This is a genomic window from Paenibacillus sp. GCM10027628 (assembly GCF_042676385.1).
Classification (GTDB): Bacteria; Bacillota; Bacilli; order Paenibacillales; family NBRC-103111; genus Paenibacillus_E.
On record NZ_JBHTHA010000001.1, the window covers coordinates 247,819 to 268,329 of the forward strand.

The following is a 20,511-nucleotide window of genomic DNA, read 5'->3' on the forward strand; positions in this document are numbered from 1 at the left end:
ATTTCTCCCCTTTTAGCGTCTCTTCGGGCTTTTATTAGAGAACGTCGTTCTCTACAAGAAAAGTCAGCAGACTTAGGTGACGGACTCCTAAGAGTAAACAAAAGTCCTTTAGGTCCGGAACTTTTTCCGGACCTAGAGGACTTTTTGGAGGTTGAACGGGAGTAGAGTTGCCACGCTTACAGCAATCGCTGTAAGCGTAAGATCGTGAACCGGTTGCGCACGAACAGCGCATCCCGCAGCGACGCCTCCAGCAGCTCCGGCTCCACGCCGAGCTGCCCTGGCGTCACCGGTCCCTGCACAGCCTCGAGCCAAGCGCTCAGCTGCTCGGGGGCAGGGACCGCGCGGGCGATGCTCAGCACATCGCCCCAGCGCTCGGCGATGCGCGTCTTCAGCGCGCGCGCATCCAGAACCTGGCCATCCGCCGGGAAGTTCTCGGCGATGACCTGCTCCGCCATGTCCCCATAAGCCTGCCGGATGCGCACCGCATCCGTCTCCCTACTGGGGACCTCGCTTTGCGCGAGGCGCGCGGAGGCCTCGCCGGCCTTGATGCCCAGCAGCGCCTGATAGCGCTGCGCCATCATCACGGTCGCGACGCCGACCTTCGCGCCGTGCAGCAGCGCCCTGCGGCGCTGCTGCAGAAGCACCATTTCCCAGTAATGGGAGAGATGGTGCTCAGCCCCGGAGGCCGGCCGGGAGTGGCCGACCAGGAGCATGGAAAGGCCGGATAGGATCAGGCCTTCCATGAGCTTGCGCATGCCGAGATCGGTGCGCTGCACGATCTCGTCCAGGTGGGCCGTGCACAGATCCACGGCCTCCCGCGTCAAGCGAGCGCTCAGCTCGCAGTAGTGCTCGCCGAGGAGCACGCGGCCGAGCGCCCAGTCGGCGAGCGACGTGTGCTTGCCGAGCATGTCGCCGAGGCCGGCGGCGATCATCGCCTGCGGCGCCTCCGCGAGCAGCGCGAGATCGGCGAAGATCGCCTCGGGCGCGCCGGCGGGGATCGTCTGCTTGAAGCCGCGGACGATCAGCGGCGCGCCCACGGACGCGAACCCGTCGACGGACGGCGCCGTCGGCACGGACAAGAACGGCCGCTTCGTGCGATGGCTCACAAAGCGCACAATGTCGTGGACGGTGCCCGCGCCCACGGCTACGAGGGCTTGCGATGAGAGCGGCGTATCGAGCAGTACCTGCACGATCGCCTCTTCATCCGCGGCAACTTCCCCCAACGCGTTCTCGCGAATCACGCTGACTGAAACCTCCATCTGCGCGGCTTCCAGCAGCACGCGCAGCCGCTCTCCCGCCGCTTGCTGCGTCCTCCCGTCCGCTACAAGCGTCACATGGCGGTAGCCGGCTTCCTTCACATAACCGGCCGCCAGCTCCATCGCGCCTCGCTCAATCACAATGCGCCGGATCGGCACCTCATGCCTCTGCCCGCATGCGCAATCGATGCTTCTTCCTAACCAGTGATCCATCGTCAGATCGTCTTGGATTGAACTCATGGTCTCGTCCTCCTTGTTTTACATTCCGGCTTCAACATGTACGTACAAGTTACTCTCTTTATTCTAGCAAAACCTGTGATATAATGATACAGATTCTGATGCTCTCATTAAAAAGCCTCATAGAAATAAAGGAAGCTGAGCGACATGCCAATCCGAAACGAAACGGAGCTTTACGCTCCGATTAAACAATATTTTGAAGAGCGAGGCTATACCGTGCGCGGTGAAGTCAAGCATTGCGACCTGGTCGCCATTCGAGGCGAGGAACCGCCCATTGTTGTTGAATTGAAGAAGAGTTTAAATATCCCGCTCCTCGTGCAAGGGATCGACCGCTTGCGTTTAACTCAGGAGGTTTACGTCGCGTTTGAGTTACCCAATAAAGGACGCGCTCCGCATCGGCTCCAGTGGGAAGACATTCGGCGCTTATGCCGAATGCTAGGACTGGGCGTCATCACGGTCCAATTTTACAAACGCAAAAAGCCCGCAGTCGACATCGTCTGCGAGCCAACACCCTATACCTTGCGCCACAACAAACGCGCTGCAGGGCTAATGGTGCATGAATTTCATGAACGCAGCGGCGATTATAATGTAGGCGGCAGCACCCAACAGAAGCTGATGACCGCTTACCGGGAAAAATCGCTCCACTGCGCCTATCTCATGCGTGAACGGGGGCCACTAAGCCCGCGTCAGCTGCGCGAATTAACCGGCAACCCTGCCGTCAGCTCCCTGCTGCAAAAAAACTACTATCGCTGGTTCATCCGTCAAAGCCGCGGCATCTACCACATCACGCCGCTTGGCGAAAAAGCACTGACAGAGTACGCGCACGTCGTGCCTACATTCAAGATCTAACCAGAACTTTATACATATTTTTTTCTTCTTTCATCATGAGAAGCGCCTTGTTCATCCAAATTGCAGCTTGAGAACCTTCCCCCATCGCGATCGTCACTTGTTCGGCATGGACGCCGACATCTCCCGCAGCCCATACGAAAGGCACACTGGTCATTTTACTGCGGGGGTCTGTGACGATATGCCGATTCTCCAACCGTTCCGCTCCTAGCTGTCTGGCCAAGTCCGACTTGACTTCATTGCCCCCGAATGCAATAAAGCCTCGCTCCGCTTCGATCTCTTTCCCGCTCGCCAAACGAATGCCCCTTATGCTGCCGCTTGCTTCTGCGACTACTTCATGAATGTCCTCCGACACATAAGTAATCCCTTTGTTCTTCAGCTCAGTGAGCAACTCTGCCTTAATTGCACGCTGCTCATGATTGACATAAATTAGGTCTTGGGTTCGGCTGCTAAGCGTCAGCGCCATGCGTGCGCCTACGTCTCCGGAGCCCATGACAATCGTTCGTTTCCCCTTGACTTCATAACTATCACAATCCGGACAGACATATACGGTTAGCCCCAGGCATCTTTTCAGCCCCGGCAATTCAGGCATGCGATCAAGCAGCCCGGTAGCTAGCAGCAGCGTTTTGGTCTCATATCCCTGACCTGACTTGCCCCACAACTCAAAACCGTCTCCCGGCTTTCCTTTGGCAACAGCTTGTACAACTTCATCCATTACGAACTGTACGCCCAACCGCTCTGCCTGCATGCGTCCGAGCCGCCGGAGCTCTTCACCGGAAACGCCTTCCGGCCAGCCGAGCACGTTATGATAACTGCGGCATAACGTAGAACGGCCATACCCAGCGTCAACCACGAGCACCTGATGCTCGTATCTGCCTAGCTGAATGGCCGCTTGAAGACCGGCGATACCTCCGCCTACTATAATGCTATCATAATGCTTCATGCTAATCGCCCTCTTTTCCCACCATGCTAGATATTAGCATTCCCGAGACGGAGCGCTTCCATGCCGGAGCCTCAAACCCTTCATTCAAAAGGTTGGTTACAATTTCATCGCCTTGTCATCGCTCCTTTTTCACCGACCACACCAAAGCAACCTGCAGCAGCGACGCTACGATGAGAATCCAAGGAATCCAGCCTCCATCCAGCTCGCTGCCAATAGAGATCAAACAAAAGATCGAAATCACTCTGCCCACATTGAGGAAAAATTCCCGAACGACGACGCTTTCAACTTTGAGCTCACCTTTTAACGGCAGCTTACTGATCAGCCCGTAGTAGTAGCCAGTCATTGTGTTTCCCTGCAAAGGAGAAAAGATTGAGTACAAAATCATAAAACTGACAACTGACCATACATTTAGACTCCCAAGCAATAATGAAGCGCCGACTAAATATCCAATTGTCGAAATGGCCAGATAGATTCTCGCTTTATTGGCTTGTGCGTATTTGGAAATGAACACGCCCATCACGATGCTGAGGCTTGAATATAGGACTCCCAAGTACCCGACGATATCTTCACGCGGAACCACTTTAAACAAAAGAATATTAGGTAAAAAAAGCATAGTCCCCTGAAGCAGCCCCATGCCGAAGAAACCAAGCAAAGATTTCATCCAAGCGTCATTCTTTTTCATCAAAAGTCCAGCATATTTCAAGTAATAGACCTTATGATGTCCGCCAGAAGCCTTAATTTTCAATGAAATCAACGTAGCTAAAAGAAACATAAAAAATGCAATAGAGAAGACGATGGAGTATCCGCGCAATCCCTCCTGCAACCGGATGACAAAGCCAGCCAGAGCGGGTCCTGCCAACGTTGCAACCGTGAAGAAAATCATATTGAACGCCAGATACCGGATGCGATTCTGTTCCGTAGACACATCATACATTAACGTGAGATAACCTACCCAATAAAATGCGGCCGCCAATCCATTGAAAATGGCAAAGAGGATATAATACTCTACCAGCTTTTCCTGTGAAATGATAACGCTTAAATAGAAGAGAGCAATCAATGTAATGCCGAGTCTATAAGAAACCATACGGTCTTTCTTTTTAATCATCCAGCCGCCAAGCGCGAAGCCGATCGGTGTTAGTATGTAAACGACGATATTGTATGTACCGTTTACAGCCAGGCTATGCGTCAGCCGCCATAAATACAGATTCAAAAATACGCCCGACATCGAAGCGCCGAATTGAAAGGTCGAATGAATAATTAACGAAATGATCGCCTCTCGTGACAATTGTTTCTCCAGTGGAAGCGGATTCCGTTTCACTTGCAGCCAAGTTCTAATTCCAGTGTTCATTATAACCCTCCAGTCTTCCCCATTGTAACAGCCGGCAGCATTCCTGTTAAACGGCAAAAAGCCCCAGCATTGACGCTGAGGCTTTATAATTCGCCATTATGGAGTTACTTCTTGAGGCTCTCCCATGTTTTCTGGAATTCATCCAGCATTTGATCCTTCGTATACTTCTTCGCGATATAACCTTGCATAATATCGCCGAATTTTTTACTGGAAGCTTCGCCGCCAGGGAATTTAAACCAGTTCCAGCTTAAAGTTTTATTGTCTTTGCTGTATTTGATAATGTCGGCAGCAAGTGGTCCAAGTACTTTTTCATCCGCAGGGATCGTTGTGAAAGCAGGGATGAATTTAAATTCTTCCGTAATGTATTTTTTACCTACATCGGAACTAACCATCCAGTTCAGGAATTTCTTCGCTTCGTCTTTTACAGCGGAATTTTTGTTAATAACCCAGTTGTTCGGTACGCCTACATACAATTTATCGGTTGCTGCAGCATCATCGCTGATTGGCATTGGCAAGAAGCCGATTTTGATATCCGGATTTGTTTTGGAAATCTGTACTTGCGTCCAGTTACCTTGTTGTGTCATAGCCGCTTTGCCTGTTGCGAAATCAGTAACTTGTGTGTTGTAGTCCGTTTGCAGCGGGTTTTTGTTGCCGTATTTCAATTGAAGGTCGAACAAGTTAACCCATTTGTTGAATACTTCGTTACCTGGAATTTTCGCTGTACCTTTATTCAAACCATCGATGAACGCATTAGGATCCGGTTGGTTCGCAAACGGCAAGTTCACGAAGTGGTTACCGAGTACCCACCATTCGCCATAGCCATTTTCAAATGGCGTAATGCCCGCATCTTGCAATTTCTTAGCAGCTGCTTCGAGTTGGGAGTAGGTTTTAGGAAGATCCGTGATGCCTGCTTTTGCGAACAGATCTTTGTTATAAATGAAGCCGTAACCTTCCAAGTTCAACGGTTGACCATACAGCTTGCCGTTTTTGGTCATCGGTTCTTTCGCAACGGATACCAGATCTTTTACCCAAGGCTGATCGGACAGATCTTCGAGGTTGTCGATCCATTTGTCCAGATCGGAGAAACCGCCGTTATTGAAAATATCCGGTTTGTCGCCCGAGTTGAACTTGGCCAGCAATGCCGCGCCATAATCTGCGCCGCCGCCAACGGTATCTACTTGGATTTTTACGTTTGGATTTTGTTTTTGATATTCTTGAATCAATTTGCCGAGTTGATCGGCAATCTCTACTTTAAATTGGAACATTTTAATCGTAACTTGTTTACCGCCTGCTGCTGGCGCTGCTGTTGCAGCCCCTCCTGCAGTAGCCGATGGCGCCGGAGTTGTGGTGTCTTTTTTCGCACAGCCCGCTGCGACTACAGATAGTGAGAGAACTGCTGCCATACTGATCATCGTCAGTTTTTTCATTTGGGTGTTGCCTCCCTTTTCTAGTTTAAATCAGGATTTCGAGTGACCAATCAACTTGAATTCCGTTGCTTGAAAACTCTTACATGGTTTATTGTAAACACTTACTTAAACCCGGAACACAGAGAATATTGAACATAAAGGTGGAAGATTTTGAACTTAATAGCATAAATGTCAACCTTTAACGGATCCGGCAGTAATTCCTTCAACAATGTGTTTCTGCATCGCCAAGAAGAAAATAACGATTGGCAGTACGCCAAGTGTTAAGCCGGCCAAAGCCAAATCCCATTGCTTCGTATATTGACCGAAGAAGGAGAATGTAGCTAACGGAATCGTTCTCAGCTCTGGGCTGTTCAGAACTAATGAAGGCAGCAGGTAATCATTCCAAATCCACAAGCTGTTCAGAATAACGATCGTTGTCGACATCGGCTTTAACAGTGGGAATACGATTCTCCAGAAAACGCCGTAAGGAGAGCTTCCGTCCACTGTGGCCGATTCTTCAATTTCCATGGGAATGGATTTAATGAAACCATGATATAGGAACACGTTCAGAGAAACCCCGAACCCGAAATAACAAGCAACCAAACCTAACTTGCTATCCATTAGTCCAACCTGACTGGCCACGCGTACAAGCGGGATCATGATGGATTGAAACGGAATGACCATCGCAGCGACAAAAGCCAGAAAGACGATATTATTAAATTTGCTGGACTTTCTAACCATCCGATAGGCAGCCATCGAACTGATGACGACAAGCCCTACGTTACTGAGCACCGTAATGATTAAGGAATTCAGAAACGCACTCGGGAATTTCATAATCGTCCATACTTTAGTGTAGTTGTCAAAGTACAAAGATTTCGGGAGTTTGGCCGTATTGGCCGCCAGTTCCGGAAACGTTTTAAACGAATTGGCAATAACGAAGTAGAAAGGTATTAGGAATAACAGAGCGATCAAGATGCCGAGCACCTCAAGCGTAAACAGTCGAGCTGAGTATTTTTTTACGGTACCCATTAGGCTTCAACCTCCTTGCGTTTCGTATACATAACCTGGATGGTCGAAATAATGGCAACTACAATGAAGAACACTAATCCTTTTGCTGTTCCCAGACCGTAATTGTTATTGCGGAAAGCCTCCTGGTAAATATTGATGGACACTGATTCGGTCGAATTGAACGGCCCACCTTTAGTTAAGGAGAAGTTGATGTCGAATATTTTGAAAGACCAGGAAATCGTAAGGAAAAGACAGACGGTTACAGCCGGCATTATGAGCGGCACAATAATATTACGCAGCACCTGTGTACGAGTAGCCCCATCAATATACGCTGCTTCGATCATATCTTTAGGCACATTGGAAAGTGCCGCAATATAAATGATCATTAAGTAGCCGGCTCCCTGCCACACGCTCACGATGACAATCGCCCAGAAGGCGGTTGGCGCATCGCCCAGCCAAGGAAGTTGGAAGAAGCTGAGGTTCGTCAAATCACCAAGCGTTGCAAAACCTTTTACAAAAATAAATTGCCAAATAAAACCAAGCAACAACCCGCCGATGACGTTCGGCATGAAGAAAATCGTACGAAGCACATTTCGCGATTTCAGAGCTTGCGTAAGCAGCAAAGCCAGTAGAAATCCGACAAGATTCGTGATAATAACATTCGTTACGGTCAAGCGCGTCGTGAACCAGAACGCATTGCGGTAATCGGTGTCACTGAACAGAATGTGTTTAAAATTGTCCAAGCCGTTGAACTTCACTGTCGTGGATACGCCATTCCATTCGGTAAACGAATAATAAATGCTCATGAGAAAAGGAATAACGACAATGATCGCAAAAAAGATCAATGCCGGGCCGACAAACACCCATTGCTGGAGAAGTCCTGCCATACCTTTATTGTTTTTCATGGGAATTTTCCCCCTTACGTATAAGTAACTGTACATTTAAGTATAAGTTCCTTAAGACTTGCTAAACACAGATAATCGTGATGCATTAGGTGGAATTTGTTGACCTCTCCTGCTACAATGTAGGGAAAAAACACCCACAGGAAATCGAGTTGATGCATCTTGATTCGTAACAGCATTCGTAATAAATTGATCCTCTTTTTGCTGCTCGCCACCTTGATTCCGTTTATTACCTCTGTTATCGTTTCGTATTTTTTTACGAAGCAAAAAGTGACTGAGGATACGATAAACAGCAGTGCCGTGTTGATTTCACAAGGAAAGACCAATCTCATCAACTACTTGAACAGTGTGGCACAGGCGTCTCTCACGATCTATACCAACGAGAAACTATATAACATTTTGGAACGGCAGACCGATATCGATTATTTAAATGAAAAAGATATTTCCGTCGGACTTCAGGTTATGTCCCATTCTGTGAAAGAAATTAAGCAAATCTATCTATACGCAGCCCCGAGTGACCGTTCTTATCTAATGGTTAGCGACATTCCGCGGAGCTCAAACGGCAAATATGAGAATTTACGGCCTTTTCCCCAAGATAAGGTTGTTTATTTCGAAACGACCCATGAAAGCAATAGCTATGGCATTCCGCTTTCAGTCTATTTTGCTCCTTCACCCGTCTTATCTATGCATCGGAAAATCATGTACTCACCGAACAACACCGCGATCGGCGAACTGGTTATCGATATTGGGCTCGATTTAATCTCGGAAATTTGTCAGAACTTGTACACTCATGATCAAGAAGAATTGTACATCATCGACGAGTCCGGATTTATCGTATTCGGTCCGGATCCGGCGAAATGGGGACAACCGATCGAAGGCAATTGGGCGAGCGAAGCCATTCATAGTCAAGCGTTAAGAGGAAGCTATGAATGGACCAATGGTCGATATGCAGGAACGAATGTCTATGAGAAAATGGTTACGGACAACGTGAACTGGACGATCGTCAAGCGGCTTCCTTATGAGCAGTTAACGAAAAACGCGAAACAATTGACTTTGATCAATTCTCTAGTGCTTACGCTATTTCTCGTCGTCGTGATCGCCGGCACCGTCTTTATCAGCATTCGTTTTACAGCTCCGATCAAGCAATTGATCCGTTACATCACCCGTATTCAAACCGGTCAAATGAACGCCGAAATCGAGCTGACCCGAACCGATGAGCTGGGTATTCTGGCCAACCGTTTCCATACGCTGATGCAGGATTTGAATCAAATGGTCATGCGCGAATACCGCCTTGAACTTGCGAATAAATCCAATCAACTCATGGCGCTGCAGGCGCAGATCAACCCGCACTTTTTGAATAATGCGCTCCAGTCCATTGGTACCCTTGCGCTTCAGCACGATGCGCCGAAAATTTATGCATTGATTTCATCGCTAGCCAAAATGATGCATTATAGCATGAATACGAGTGAGTCTATCGTGACTTTACGTAAAGAACTGGATCATATCAAATCTTATCTGGAACTGCAAAAACAGCGTTTCGAGCATCAGTTTGAAATTGCTTATCAGATTGAAGAAAGTACGTTCGCGATAGCCGTACCCAAAATGATGCTTCAGCCACTTGTCGAAAATTATTTTAAGCATGGCTTTAAACCGGGCTCTAGTACGGGCTTATTAAGCATCCGAACGACGAAAATTGTAGAAGAGAGTCGACAATTGCTCATAATAACCGTAGAGGATAACGGGGTTGGAATGACGGAAGAACGGATGCAAGAGGTCAAAAGCAGGCTGAATGCGCCTTCCATCACAGATGAAGCCTGCATCGGACTTAGCAATGTACTGACACGGATTCAGTTATATTTCACTGATGAAGCAAGTTTGGAGATTGGGCATGCCGAGCCTCAAGGTCTGCGAATTATCATTACGATTCCCATAAAGAAGGAAGACAACCGATGAAAGCACTTATTGTCGACGATGAAAAGCATGTAAGGGATGCGATCCGCCTGCTTGTGGACTGGCAGGCACACCGCATCGATACGATTCTCGAGGCGCCGAACGGCGAAGCCGCTATGGAGCTCGTCGAACGCGAAAAGCCCGAAATCATCATGACGGACATGATGATGCCCGTTATGAATGGCGTCGAGCTGCTTGAATGGCTGCATGCGAACGCCCCAGATAGCAAGACGATCGTCATCAGCGGGCACGACGACTTCTCGTTATTGCGCCATACGGTCAAATATGGCGGTACGGATTACATTCTGAAGCCGATCGACGCCGATCAGCTGAACGAAGCTCTGTCCAAAGCGATTCTCGCCTGGAACAAGGATGAAGAGCACCGCCAGTTGAATCTCAATCGCAATATTGAGATGAACCAGATTAAGCCGGTCTACTGGGACAAGCAGCTATCGAATTTGATTGCGGAGCCTTCGACCTACGAAATTTCCGCCGAACAGCTCGACAAGGAACTCGGCTTGTCCCGCGATACGCGGTATTGCCGAGTGGCCATCCTCTCGCTCGATACGATGGAGCGAAGTTTGAAAAATAAGTTCGGTCACAATCTCGATCTGCTGCTGTTTTCGCTCATTAACATCTGCAACGAGTTTCTTCGCAGCGAGCAGCGAGGCTTCGCATTCCGTTATTGGAACAGCGATAATGAGATTGTGCTCTTTCTATGGAAAGAGCAGCGCGATGCCGAATCCCTTTTGACTAAAATTAATGAGGGCATGCGGATGACGCTGCGAAGCCGCGTAGATTTTGGCATTGGCGGTTCGCATCCATTTCCCGGGGAATTGTCCGTTTCCTACCGGGAAGCTCGGGAGGCTTTACGACAGCGGAATCTGCTTGCCAAAGACACTTGGATTCACAGCACGCTCAAGCCAATGGCGAAGTCTACGCATCGTGCATTGTCTTTCAGCCACTATGAGGAGCGCATTCATCTTGCGATTCGCAGCGGCAGCAGCGAGCAGATCGGTGAGTCTGTTCAGCAATGGATCGATGCGGTGAAGCAAACCGATGTGATTACGCTGGAGCAGCTTGATCATTGGTGGCGTGAATACACGGTTATGACACGACGATGGGTGCAAGAATTCTTCCCCAGCAAGAGCGAGGAAGAAGTTAAGCAGATGCTTGCCGGTGAGCCAACCAACTTGATTGTCCCTCTTGACGAGCATGGCATTCTATCTTTGCCGCTTTGGCAGCAAGAGCTGACCCGCAGCATGGTGCAGCTGTCCAAACTTTTCCTTGCGAACCAGCAAAAAGATAAGAATGTGATTTTCGAAATCGCTTCTTTTCTGGATCAGCATTATCACGAGGATATTACGCTGCAGGACATTGCGAATCGCTTTTATCTAAGCCGGGAGTATATTTCGCGAAAGTTCAAACAAGAATTCGAAGTCAATTTATCCGATTATTTAGGACAAATCCGGATGGATAAAGCGAAAATCTTGCTGCAAAATCCGCACCTTCGCATTTCACAGGTCGCTGAGATGGTCGGCTATCAAGATGAGAAATATTTCAGCAAAGTTTTCAAAAAGCAAGAGGGAATTTCTCCGAATGAATACCGGAAAAACTCGAAATCTAGCTAAATTAAGAGTTTATAAAGTCGGCTTTCAGAACCGAGAAGGTTGGACGAAATCCGGAGAAGGAGGAACGGAGCGTAGAGGGTTGCTACGAGAGTACCGGACTTCCCGGTTTCGTTCAAGATTCGATGCCGAGATACAACCTGAATTGCTTCGTTATCAAAGCTGACTTTTTAAACAACCTTCTAAATTTCTGTATAAAATATGGAATATGTTATACTAGTAGACAGAGGTGATTAACATGAACATGCCCATCGAAACAACCGCTGCGAACTCTTTTCCGCGCGCTTCGAAGGCTACCAAAGCAAAGAGGAAAACGTATGTGTATTTATTCTTGGGCTGGGTCATGCTGATCGCAATCGGAGTGGCAGCAGCCATGCTGTACACAGAGCATTTGAGACAAAAAATCGCAACCGATATCGCACAGCAAACCCAGCAGCAACTCCAAGCCGTCCAAGAGGATTATCAGAAGCAAGTCGCTCAATTGAAAGACAGCGTAACGACTGACATGACGGCCTTACAGAAAAAAGTCGACTCGCTCAACGAGCTGCTCGCTTTCACCAAGGACAGCGCCAACAGCAAAACCGACAACAGCAACCAACTATACACCCAGCTTGCCGATGTAAAAAAGAAACTGGATGAGCTGCAAAAAAATCTGGATGTGTTAAAATAATGAATCCGATTCAGCAAATTAATCGCGTCTTTTTACTCGCTTGCGCCCCATTCCTTGGGGTGCTCATTTGGCTGCTCCTCGTCAATGCGAATATACATATCACAGATCTCGCGAGGCCCGGAATAACAACCTTTTCTTTACAACGGGAAGCACAAGAACTAGACAACAAACTCGTAAAGGCGAACAGCGATGCGGTGCAAACCAAGTCAATTATTGAGAAATACTTCGAGCTGTATGAGAAAAGCACCGCCGAGGTTAACGGCATGCTTCAAAACGCCGCGGCTCAGGCTGCTAAGCCAGGCCTTATCTATGATGCTCGCATAACGGCAAAGCTGGGTACCCCAATGAAGCAGGCGACTTCGGGCAATATAGACCTTAAGCTTTTTACGCTAAACGATAGCAATTATAAAGGCTACGCGCTCAAAGTAAACCTGAAAAGCGACAAAGCCATTAAGCTTGTACTTGGCAATGACAAGATGGGCTCTAGTGAAACGACACTGAGTGCTGCTTCCCGTTACGGCGCTATCGCTGGCGTCAATGCCGGCGGCTTCGCTGATGACAGCAAGGGCAGGCGTTTCCCGCTGGATACGACCGTGATGAACGGGAAATACTTAAACGGCTTCTTCCCGAGCAATAACGATACGGTTTTCATTGGGCTGAATAAAGATCGCCAGCTCATTGGCGGCAAATTCACCAGTCAATCCGAGCTCGATAAGTTGAATCCACTGATGGGGACCACTTTCGTGCCAACCTTGCTCAAAAACGGCAGCAAAACTTCCATTCCGTATCAATGGCAAAGCTCACCCGCCAGGGCGGCACGTACCATCATAGCTAACTATAAGAACGATCAACTGCTTTTTATCGTTACTGACGGCTATGACGAGAGCGGCAACTCAGGCGCCACGCTCGCCGAGCTTCAGGACAAGATGCAACAGCTCGGTATCGTGGATGCTTATAATCTGGACGGAGGCGGATCCACCACCTTGGTTTGGGGCGGCAGCGTCATTAACCGTCCTTCTGACGGCAAACTAAGGCCGCTCGCTACGCACTTTCTTTTCTTCAAATAACGAAAATTCACATTTTATTCGTTTCTTTTTTACGGATCGTTGGGTATAATAAATTTTAACTATATGTATTTTCGTTCTTCAAACCTGTAGGAGGTGCAGCACATGTTCGGATTGTCATCTACATTTTGGCTCGTTATTACCACTTTTGCTCTTTTTATCGTCGCAATGATGACGGCTTCCTATAACGAAGATAAGACAAAAGGGCTCTAATAAACGGCAACGCAAAAAAGCATCAGCCTTCTCTCCAGAGAAGCGATGCTTTTTCTTTTTTTAACCCTATTAATTAAACTTTTGCTTTCAGCATATTCATTTCAGTTAAACATGTAGAGCAGATATGACGCTCTTTGAACTCACTGACACCATCCATGTTCCCGCAAAAGACGCATTTCGGGCGGTATCTTTCAAGAATAATATGGTCGCCCTGTACAAGAATTTCTACAGGATCCCCTTCGTTCATTTGATATCGCTTCCTAAGCGATTTAGGCAGAACAATACGTCCCAATTGATCGACTTTACGAACGACACCTGCTGGTTTCATCATAGGACTTCACCTCTCTTCCGCTCCGTTTTCCATGCCTCTAGAACCAATCTAAATTGCTCTAAACACATTGATACCGTAGGTATTCGCCGTTCTCCGAGAAATTCCTTCTATTTTCAAAATGAAACTTTCTCTTTCTGACAAATCATGTCGGTTCGGTGGTCCTATGAATGAATGACGCCTAAGTAAGCCCGGTAAATCCCGTCTGCCTCAAGCCTTCATACAGCATGATGGCAACGGAGTTGGATAAATTTAACGATCTTACTGCGTCTGACATCGGCAGCCTCAGCAGTGTCTCCGGATGCTGGCTCAATAGCTCCTCAGGCAGCCCTTTCGTTTCTTTCCCGAAAACCAGAAAATCGCCGTCTTGAAAAGTAAAGTCCGTGTAGCACTTCTTTGCTTTCGTCGTTGCGAAGAAAAACCGATGCCCCGCATAGGTTTGAAGCACTTCATCGAAAGAATCGTGATACTCCAGCTTGACGGAATGCCAGTAGTCCAGTCCGGCGCGTTTCAGCGTTTTGTCATCCGTTTGAAAGCCAAGCGGTCTCACCAGATGTAAATAAGTGCCTGTTGCAGCGCAAGTGCGCGAAATATTGCCTGTATTGGCGGGAATCTCGGGTTCTACTAATACAATATGAAAAGCCATCGCTTTAATATTCACCTCACACATTATCCTATTATAAGACAACCTGGAATGCAATTTTACACTGGGTTAACTTTATCTTAATATGTCGATGATAGAGTCTTGACATAATAGACTTATCATTCGATAAAAGGAGCCAAACATCGATGAAAAAGAAAATTTTAGTCGTGGATGACGAACCTTCAATCTCCATGCTTATAGAATTTAACCTGAAGCTTGTAGGCTTCGAGGTGCAGTGTGTTTTTGATGGAGAGGCCGTTTTCGATGCGATCCAAACCTTCCGTCCCGACCTGATTGTTCTCGATTTAATGCTGCCTAAAATGGACGGATTTCAAGTTTGCCGCAAATTAAGAAACCAGAATAACCTGGTACCAATTATTATGCTCACGGCCATGCAGGATCTTACCGATAAAATCGCCGGACTCGATAACGGAGCCGATGATTACATGACGAAACCGTTTAGTCCGCAGGAACTCATTTCCCGTATCCAAGCGATTATGCGACGTATCCAAACGCTGCCGTCTACAACTGAGAATGCTCCGATTAACATTGGCCAAATCTCCATCAAAGCGGATCAACGCGAGGTGATGGTTGGCGGCGCGCCTATCGAGCTGACACCGAAGGAATTCGAGCTGCTGCTCTTCCTCTGCAAGCATCGCGGTAAAGTGCTAAGCCGCCAGCAACTGCTGCACGGCGTATGGGACTATCATTTCTTGGGCGATACGCGTATCGTCGATGTGCACATTTCTCACTTGCGCGACAAAATCGAGAACAATGCACGCAACCCCGAATATATTATGACCATCAGGAATGTTGGCTACAAGCTAACCGAACCTGCCGTCAAAGAATCTCTCGCTTAGAAGTTGTTTAAAAATTTCACTTTGATAACGAAGTTGTTCGAGATGATATTTCGGCATCGAATCTTGAACGAATCCGGGAAGTCCGGTACTCACGTAGCAAATCTCTACGCTCCGTTCCTCCTTCTCCGGTATTCGTCCAACCTTCTCGGTTCTGAAAGCGAAATTTTTAAACTCCCATTAGAATAAATTTCCGCTTACTCCTACATTTTCGATAAAAATGGGTGCCGCTAGGCACCCATTTTTGCATGGTATTTATGCTGTCATTAAAAAGTAAAGTCATCATCGGTCAGCGGCTCCACGTGAATCGTACGCACATAACCGTTGCCTTTTTTCGAGAAAAAGTCATGCTGCTTCGTCTTCGTGCTGAGTCCGTTGAGGACAATCGGGTTGATTTCCTCTTCCGGGAACATCGGTTCCAGACCCAGATTCATGAATGCTTTATTCGCATTGTAACGCAGGAATGCTTTGACATCCTCCGTCAAGCCGATGGAATCGTACAGGCTCTCGGTGTATTTCTCCTCATTTGCATGGAGCTCCTTAAGCATTGTGCATACCGTTTCGTATGCTTCGTCCTGCTCCTTCGCACTCAGCTCGCCATACACCTCTTGGGCCAATACGCCAACGTACAAGCCGTGAATGCTCTCGTCCCGCAAAATCAAGTCAATGATTTCGCCGCTGCTCGTCATTTTACCTTGTCCGGCCAAATAAAGCGGGTAGTAGAAGCCGCTATAGAACAAATAGCTTTCAAGCAGTACGGATGCCGCCATGGCGAGATACAACTCTTTGCGCGTAACGATATTGTCGTAGTAGCGGGAGATCGTGTTCGCCTTAAACTGCAAATATGGATTGCGTTCAACCCATAGGAAAATCTCATTGATTTCCTCCGTCGACGACAGCGTCGTGAAGATGCTGCTATACGACTTCGCATGGATTTGCTCCATCATCCCCATGAAACTGAGCACTGCTTTGCGCTGCAATCCGTCCACATGCTCCAAAATCTTCGGCATGCCGACGCCGCCTTGCATCGTATCGAGCAGCGTCAGCCCGCCTAGCACTTTCATATAGAGATCGCGTTCCGCGCCGTTCAGCGTCATCCAGGACATTTTATCGTCGGAAAGCGGGATTTCCTCATCCGTCCAGAACTGCATAATGTTTTGATTCCAAAACGTAATTGTAAAATCGTCGTCAGGCCGGTTCCAGTTGACGGCTCTTTTCGTCGCGCCCGCGCTTTCGATCGTGCTTGTGCTCATCTATGTTTGGTCTCCTTCCGAATTACACCGCGCAGCTGACGCACTCCTCGACGGAGAGTTGATTGGTTCGCGTGTAGTAGAGCGATTTAAGTCCCTTGTGTGCCGCATATAGGTAGTACCTTGCCAGCTGTCTTGTCGTTACGTCACTATTGACGTGCAGAATCGTTGAGATACCTTGATCCACGTGTGCTTGAATTTCTGCAATGAGATCGAGGATCTTGAACTGATCCATTTGGTACGCCGATTTATAGTAAAAGAAATTGTCACGCTGCATGAAAGGCATCGGGTAGTACGTAGTTGAGTTCGCATACGTCCGTGTTTCGATCGGCTCAACAATCGGCATAACGCTGGAAGTAGAGTTTTGAATGTAAGAAATACTCTGTGTAGGCGCAATCGCAAGACGGTACGCATGATACAAGCCGTGCTTTTGAACCTCTTCCTTCAGAGCAAGCCAGTCGCTTTGCGTTGGGATATGCATGCCTTCGAACAGCTCTTTCACCTTATCCGTAACCGGCTGATAATTCGTATTCAAATACTTATCGAAATACGCACCATTCGCATACTCCGAAAGCTCAAAGCCATCGAACGTCTGGCCCTTCGCTTTGGCAATTTCTTTGCTTTGTTCGATCGAATAATAGTTCATCGCCATGAAGAACGTGCGGGCAAAATCTTTGGCCTCATCGCTTTCATAAGCGATCTTATTTTTGGACAGATAACCATGCAAATTCATCACGCCTAGACCGACGGAATGCAGCTCACGGTTCGCTTTTGCCACGCCTGGCGCATTCGCTACAGTCGTCATGTCACTCACCGCTGTTAAGGCAATCATGCCCTCGTGCACCGTTTCGCGAAGCTTCTTGCGGTCCATTACATTCGCAATGTTCATCGATGCAAGGTTGCAGCTGATGTCACGGAGAATAAGATCCTCCTGACCGTAATCGTTGATTTCCGAAGTCTCCTGCAGCTGGAAAATCTCCGTGCACAGGTTGGACATTTTAATCGTTCCGATCTCTTTAAGCGCATGATCCTTGTTCGCATTCGATCGGTTCATCATATATGGATAGCCGGATTCCAGCTGAGTTGTCGCAATTTTGACCAGCATGTCGCGCGCGCTCATGACGACCTTTTTCTTCACACGCGGATTAGCCAGCAGTTCTTCATACATTTCATCTAAATCCATGTCGTCCATGTGCTTGCCGTAAGCTTGATACACCGTATATGGCGCAAAAACATGCAGCGGTTTGTTCTCTTCCGCCAACTTATAGAATTTATTAGGTACGATGAGACCGATCGACAGTGTCTTCAGGCGAGACTTCTCGTCGGCGTTGATCTTTTTGCTGTCCAGGAACTCCATAACGTCCCAGCCGAAAATGTTGTAGTACGCTGCTCCAGAGCCTTTACGCTGGCCCATTTGGTCCGCATAGGAGAAAGCATCCTCCATCAGCTTGAGCACCGGCATAATCCCTTTAGCCGCATGTTCGACGCCTTTGATCGTTTCTCCGCGACCGCGAAGCTTAGATAAATTGACCGCTACCCCGCCACCGATTTTGGAGAGCTGCATGCAAGTCGCAAGCACATAGTTGATCGAGTTAAGTGAATCGTCCATCTCCAGCAGGAAACAGGAAACCATTTCGCCTCGGCGGCTTTTGCCTGCGTTCAAGAACGTCGGCGTCGCCGGCTGAAGGCGTTGTTCCATCATAGATATAGCTAATGCACGTGCAGTATGTACATCACCGCGTCCCAAATACAACGCAACGATTGCAACCCGATCCGGGTAATGTTCCAGATACACCGACTTATCGTCGCTGCGCAGCGCATAGTCCGTATAAAATTTGGATGCCGCCATGTAAGAAGCAAATTCGAACGAAGACTCGTGCGCAACTCGATAGATCTCTTCAACTTCCGACTCTGTGTAGTTCTTATATACGTCCTCATAGTAGTTATGATCGATCATATAACGAACTTTGGAAGAGGTATCGGGAAAAGTGAGACTATTGCGATGAACTTCCTCCATAAATACTTGAACGGCTTCCTTATCTTTCTCCAGTTGGAAAAAACCGTCCGCTCCGCGTTGCATTAATAGGTTATTAAGCTCAATGTGCCGCAATTGCATTTACCCCCTGTACAAAGCGTTCTACGTCATTTTTGGTTCCGGATAGTTCGAATTTCGTTAACACTGGTACATCATATAAAGCTGAAATGGTATCCGCGCTCTTGGCGAAACCGTCTCCCCAGTTGCGATTGCCGCTGGCTGCTACACCGATCAAATTGGGGTGATTTTCTTCTAAGAAGGAAGCAACCTTCGGTGGAATTTGACCAAAACCGGTTGTATATGTCACAAGCACAAAAGGCTCGTCCATCTTCATCGCTTCCTCGATTTGAACCGCCGGCATTTGCAGTTTGGCGATAAATCTGCGAACATTTCCCGTCTTTGAATCGTAAGCAATCAGCATAGGGACTCGTCTCCTTTTACAACTCTATCTAAACGTTCATTCGTTGTGAAACTCTTATGTAAACATCTGTGACATACGCAAATAAAAATGACGCACTCGGACGGATAAGGGCCGAATACGCCACAGAAAGACATGCGAAAATAAACGCTTGTCGCGCAAGTGGGAATCAGACACCTTCCTATCTGCCGTAGGGGTGTGTCACAAGAAAAGGCAGGTCTCCTGGCTCGGATTTTTAGCTATATGCTCGCCTTCGCCGTCTATCATTTCGACAAAACCAGCGATTATTCGAACAAAAGCTTTTCCTTACAGTGGCGGGACCGCGCCGGCTTTGCACCGTACTTTCCCTATTAGGTCACCACGTTCCTTTGAAACGTGACAACACCTTTTCATAACGATATGTAGTTGATAGATTCAAATTTATATCAAGATATAGTGTTTGTCAATGAGGAAAAAGGTCTATTCCCACACCAAAAATACCAAAACCCAGCAAGGTCGCGGGCTGAAAGCACTTCACAAATTCGAAATTTTTTTTGGCTGAAAATTCGCTTTTGTCGAATGTTGCAAATGTACAGAACGGCAATAAGACATCGAGCAAAATCATGCTTGAAGTGCTGATTTTACACTTATACAAGCAAGAAAACAACCCAATTCTGATTCCAATTGCATCCAATTGTCCAAGTAAAAGTTCATGTCAGATTTTGCTTCATGGCAAAGTGTAAAGCACATGGTCTTCATGGGTGGTTTAAGGAAATCTTGAATAAAGATCAGGGATTGAGACCTGGGGAGAAAAACTGAGGGATTGCAGAACAGAGAGTAGGTGCAGTGCTGTGCTGTGGCTGAGTGCAGTGCGGAGGCTGGGACTAGAATAGACACTGAGAGCAGTTGATAGAGAACAGAAAGTGAGCAGCACACTGAGAGCAGTTGATAGAGTGCAGTAGTTAGTTTGCAGTATACAGAGAACAGTAGATAGAGGGCAGTAAATAGAGGGCAGTAAATAGAGGGCAGTAGTTAGGGGGCAGTAGTTAGGGGGCAGCTGTTAGGGGGCAGCTGTTAGGGGGCAGCTGTTAGGGGGCAGCTGTTAGGGGGCAGCAGTTAAGGGGCAGCAGTTAAGGGGCAGCAGTTAGGGGCAGCTGTTAGGGGGCAGCTGTTAGGGGGCAGCTGTTAGGGGGCAGCTGTTAGGGGGCAGCGAGTATATAGAGAACAAGGGTCGTTATTAGAGCACTGGTTTGACGCTATAATTTTGAAAGCGCAATAAAATAGGGCTCCAACGAACAAAAGTCTGTAATTAGAGCACCTTGTTCGTAATTTATGGTAAGTTGTTCTCTAATCGATCCAAAGCTGGAAATCCTCATACTTTTAGCGTCATTAGAGTCTTTATTTACGAACGAGGGTCGTTATTGAAGAAGTCAGTGTTCAGGGATTCATAAATGTTCGGTTCATATTGAGTTACCTAATTGATAATAAAAGCTATCCACGACCACCAGGTGGAGTCATGAATAGCTTAGG

17 protein-coding genes and 1 riboswitch are annotated in these 20,511 nt (G+C 47.7%); of the genes, 6 read left to right on the plus strand and 11 right to left on the minus strand.

Features of this window, described 5'->3' with window-relative positions; all coding sequences use genetic code 11:
* Positions 1–176: 176 nt before the first annotated feature.
* Entirely contained in the window at positions 177–1,496 is a 1,320-nt protein-coding gene (locus ACFQZT_RS01130; protein ID WP_379295698.1) for a sn-glycerol-1-phosphate dehydrogenase, read from the minus strand.
* A gap of 144 nt (positions 1,497–1,640) precedes the next feature.
* Here ACFQZT_RS01130 and ACFQZT_RS01135 point away from each other — a divergent pair, with 144 nt between their 5' ends.
* The gene (locus ACFQZT_RS01135; RefSeq protein WP_379295700.1) at positions 1,641–2,342 is read left to right on the plus strand and encodes a DUF2161 domain-containing phosphodiesterase; all 702 of its coding nucleotides are present in this window, start codon (positions 1,641–1,643) and stop codon (positions 2,340–2,342) included.
* Here ACFQZT_RS01135 and ACFQZT_RS01140 read toward each other — a convergent pair.
* The 5 genes from ACFQZT_RS01140 to ACFQZT_RS01160 all read right to left on the minus strand — a co-directional run bounded on the left by ACFQZT_RS01140 (position 2,332) and on the right by ACFQZT_RS01160 (position 7,949).
* Positions 2,332–3,282: an NAD(P)/FAD-dependent oxidoreductase gene (locus ACFQZT_RS01140; protein WP_379295702.1), complete on the minus strand. Its 951-nt coding sequence runs from the start codon at positions 3,280–3,282 to the stop codon at positions 2,332–2,334. The genes ACFQZT_RS01135 and ACFQZT_RS01140 overlap by 11 nt on opposite strands.
* 115 nt (positions 3,283–3,397) lie before the next feature.
* Positions 3,398–4,630: an MFS transporter gene (locus ACFQZT_RS01145; protein WP_379295704.1), complete on the minus strand. Its 1,233-nt coding sequence runs from the start codon at positions 4,628–4,630 to the stop codon at positions 3,398–3,400.
* Between the two features lie 104 nt (positions 4,631–4,734).
* Positions 4,735–6,057 (minus strand): ABC transporter substrate-binding protein, encoded by a 1,323-nt coding sequence (locus tag ACFQZT_RS01150; protein WP_379295706.1) that lies wholly within the window; start codon positions 6,055–6,057, stop codon positions 4,735–4,737.
* A gap of 171 nt (positions 6,058–6,228) precedes the next feature.
* Positions 6,229–7,065, minus strand: a complete 837-nt coding sequence (locus ACFQZT_RS01155) for a carbohydrate ABC transporter permease (RefSeq protein WP_379295708.1) — start codon at positions 7,063–7,065, stop codon at positions 6,229–6,231.
* Complete coding sequence (locus tag ACFQZT_RS01160) at positions 7,065–7,949, minus strand: carbohydrate ABC transporter permease (protein ID WP_379295710.1); 885 nt, start codon at positions 7,947–7,949, stop codon at positions 7,065–7,067. The genes ACFQZT_RS01155 and ACFQZT_RS01160 overlap by 1 nt, the downstream gene beginning before the upstream one ends.
* A 159-nt stretch (positions 7,950–8,108) precedes the next feature.
* Between ACFQZT_RS01160 and ACFQZT_RS01165 the strand changes: the two genes are divergently transcribed.
* The 4 genes from ACFQZT_RS01165 to ACFQZT_RS01180 all read left to right on the plus strand — a co-directional run bounded on the left by ACFQZT_RS01165 (position 8,109) and on the right by ACFQZT_RS01180 (position 13,261).
* Positions 8,109–9,899: a cache domain-containing sensor histidine kinase gene (locus ACFQZT_RS01165; protein WP_379295712.1), complete on the plus strand. Its 1,791-nt coding sequence runs from the start codon at positions 8,109–8,111 to the stop codon at positions 9,897–9,899.
* Positions 9,896–11,527 carry a response regulator gene (locus tag ACFQZT_RS01170; RefSeq protein WP_379295714.1) on the plus strand — a complete coding sequence of 544 codons (1,632 nt, stop codon included), beginning with the start codon at positions 9,896–9,898 and terminating at the stop codon, positions 11,525–11,527. The genes ACFQZT_RS01165 and ACFQZT_RS01170 overlap by 4 nt, the downstream gene beginning before the upstream one ends.
* A gap of 235 nt (positions 11,528–11,762) precedes the next feature.
* Entirely contained in the window at positions 11,763–12,194 is a 432-nt protein-coding gene (locus ACFQZT_RS01175; RefSeq protein WP_379295716.1) for a hypothetical protein, read from the plus strand.
* The gene (locus ACFQZT_RS01180; protein WP_379295718.1) at positions 12,194–13,261 is read left to right on the plus strand and encodes a phosphodiester glycosidase family protein; all 1,068 of its coding nucleotides are present in this window, start codon (positions 12,194–12,196) and stop codon (positions 13,259–13,261) included. The genes ACFQZT_RS01175 and ACFQZT_RS01180 overlap by 1 nt, the downstream gene beginning before the upstream one ends.
* 283 nt (positions 13,262–13,544) lie before the next feature.
* On the opposite strand, the gene ACFQZT_RS01185 is transcribed toward ACFQZT_RS01180, so the two are convergent.
* Together ACFQZT_RS01185 and trmL are read right to left on the minus strand one after the other, a co-directional pair.
* A complete protein-coding gene (locus tag ACFQZT_RS01185; RefSeq protein ID WP_379295760.1) occupies positions 13,545–13,799 on the minus strand; it encodes an AbrB/MazE/SpoVT family DNA-binding domain-containing protein in 255 nt (84 codons plus the stop codon).
* A 181-nt stretch (positions 13,800–13,980) separates the two neighbouring features.
* On the minus strand, positions 13,981–14,445 hold the full coding sequence (gene trmL / locus ACFQZT_RS01190) for a tRNA (uridine(34)/cytosine(34)/5-carboxymethylaminomethyluridine(34)-2'-O)-methyltransferase TrmL (RefSeq protein ID WP_379295762.1): 465 nt from the start codon (positions 14,443–14,445) through the stop codon (positions 13,981–13,983).
* A 143-nt stretch (positions 14,446–14,588) separates the two neighbouring features.
* Between trmL and ACFQZT_RS01195 the strand changes: the two genes are divergently transcribed.
* A complete protein-coding gene (locus ACFQZT_RS01195) occupies positions 14,589–15,302 on the plus strand; it encodes a response regulator (RefSeq protein ID WP_379295720.1) in 714 nt (237 codons plus the stop codon).
* 263 nt (positions 15,303–15,565) lie between these two features.
* Here ACFQZT_RS01195 and nrdF read toward each other — a convergent pair whose 3' ends face one another.
* Genes nrdF through nrdI form a run of 3 tightly spaced genes read right to left on the minus strand, consistent with a single transcriptional unit; the run spans position 15,566 to position 19,005 of the window.
* Positions 15,566–16,552 (minus strand): class 1b ribonucleoside-diphosphate reductase subunit beta, encoded by a 987-nt coding sequence (gene nrdF, locus ACFQZT_RS01200; protein ID WP_379295722.1) that lies wholly within the window; start codon positions 16,550–16,552, stop codon positions 15,566–15,568.
* Between the two features lie 22 nt (positions 16,553–16,574).
* Complete coding sequence (gene nrdE / locus ACFQZT_RS01205; RefSeq protein ID WP_379295724.1) at positions 16,575–18,659, minus strand: class 1b ribonucleoside-diphosphate reductase subunit alpha; 2,085 nt, start codon at positions 18,657–18,659, stop codon at positions 16,575–16,577.
* Positions 18,646–19,005 carry a class Ib ribonucleoside-diphosphate reductase assembly flavoprotein NrdI gene (gene nrdI / locus ACFQZT_RS01210; RefSeq protein ID WP_379295726.1) on the minus strand — a complete coding sequence of 120 codons (360 nt, stop codon included), beginning with the start codon at positions 19,003–19,005 and terminating at the stop codon, positions 18,646–18,648. Before nrdI ends, nrdE begins: the two co-directional genes overlap by 14 nt.
* A 192-nt stretch (positions 19,006–19,197) precedes the next feature.
* A riboswitch (cobalamin riboswitch) is annotated at positions 19,198–19,406 on the minus strand.
* Positions 19,407–20,511: the final 1,105 nt, after the last annotated feature.

Coding starts and splice junctions, on each gene's coding strand:
- ACFQZT_RS01130 (WP_379295698.1), bottom strand. CDS start 1,496: ATGAGTTCAATCCAAGACGATCTGACGATGGATCACTGGTTAGGAAGA.
- ACFQZT_RS01135 (WP_379295700.1), top strand. CDS start 1,641: ATGCCAATCCGAAACGAAACGGAGCTTTACGCTCCGATTAAACAATAT.
- ACFQZT_RS01140 (WP_379295702.1), bottom strand. CDS start 3,282: ATGAAGCATTATGATAGCATTATAGTAGGCGGAGGTATCGCCGGTCTT.
- ACFQZT_RS01145 (WP_379295704.1), bottom strand. CDS start 4,630: ATGAACACTGGAATTAGAACTTGGCTGCAAGTGAAACGGAATCCGCTT.
- ACFQZT_RS01150 (WP_379295706.1), bottom strand. CDS start 6,057: ATGAAAAAACTGACGATGATCAGTATGGCAGCAGTTCTCTCACTATCT.
- ACFQZT_RS01155 (WP_379295708.1), bottom strand. CDS start 7,065: ATGGGTACCGTAAAAAAATACTCAGCTCGACTGTTTACGCTTGAGGTG.
- ACFQZT_RS01160 (WP_379295710.1), bottom strand. CDS start 7,949: ATGAAAAACAATAAAGGTATGGCAGGACTTCTCCAGCAATGGGTGTTT.
- ACFQZT_RS01170 (WP_379295714.1), top strand. CDS start 9,896: ATGAAAGCACTTATTGTCGACGATGAAAAGCATGTAAGGGATGCGATC.
- ACFQZT_RS01175 (WP_379295716.1), top strand. CDS start 11,763: ATGAACATGCCCATCGAAACAACCGCTGCGAACTCTTTTCCGCGCGCT.
- ACFQZT_RS01180 (WP_379295718.1), top strand. CDS start 12,194: ATGAATCCGATTCAGCAAATTAATCGCGTCTTTTTACTCGCTTGCGCC.
- ACFQZT_RS01185 (WP_379295760.1), bottom strand. CDS start 13,799: ATGAAACCAGCAGGTGTCGTTCGTAAAGTCGATCAATTGGGACGTATT.
- trmL (WP_379295762.1), bottom strand. CDS start 14,445: ATGGCTTTTCATATTGTATTAGTAGAACCCGAGATTCCCGCCAATACA.
- ACFQZT_RS01195 (WP_379295720.1), top strand. CDS start 14,589: ATGAAAAAGAAAATTTTAGTCGTGGATGACGAACCTTCAATCTCCATG.
- nrdF (WP_379295722.1), bottom strand. CDS start 16,552: ATGAGCACAAGCACGATCGAAAGCGCGGGCGCGACGAAAAGAGCCGTC.
- nrdI (WP_379295726.1), bottom strand. CDS start 19,005: ATGCTGATTGCTTACGATTCAAAGACGGGAAATGTTCGCAGATTTATC.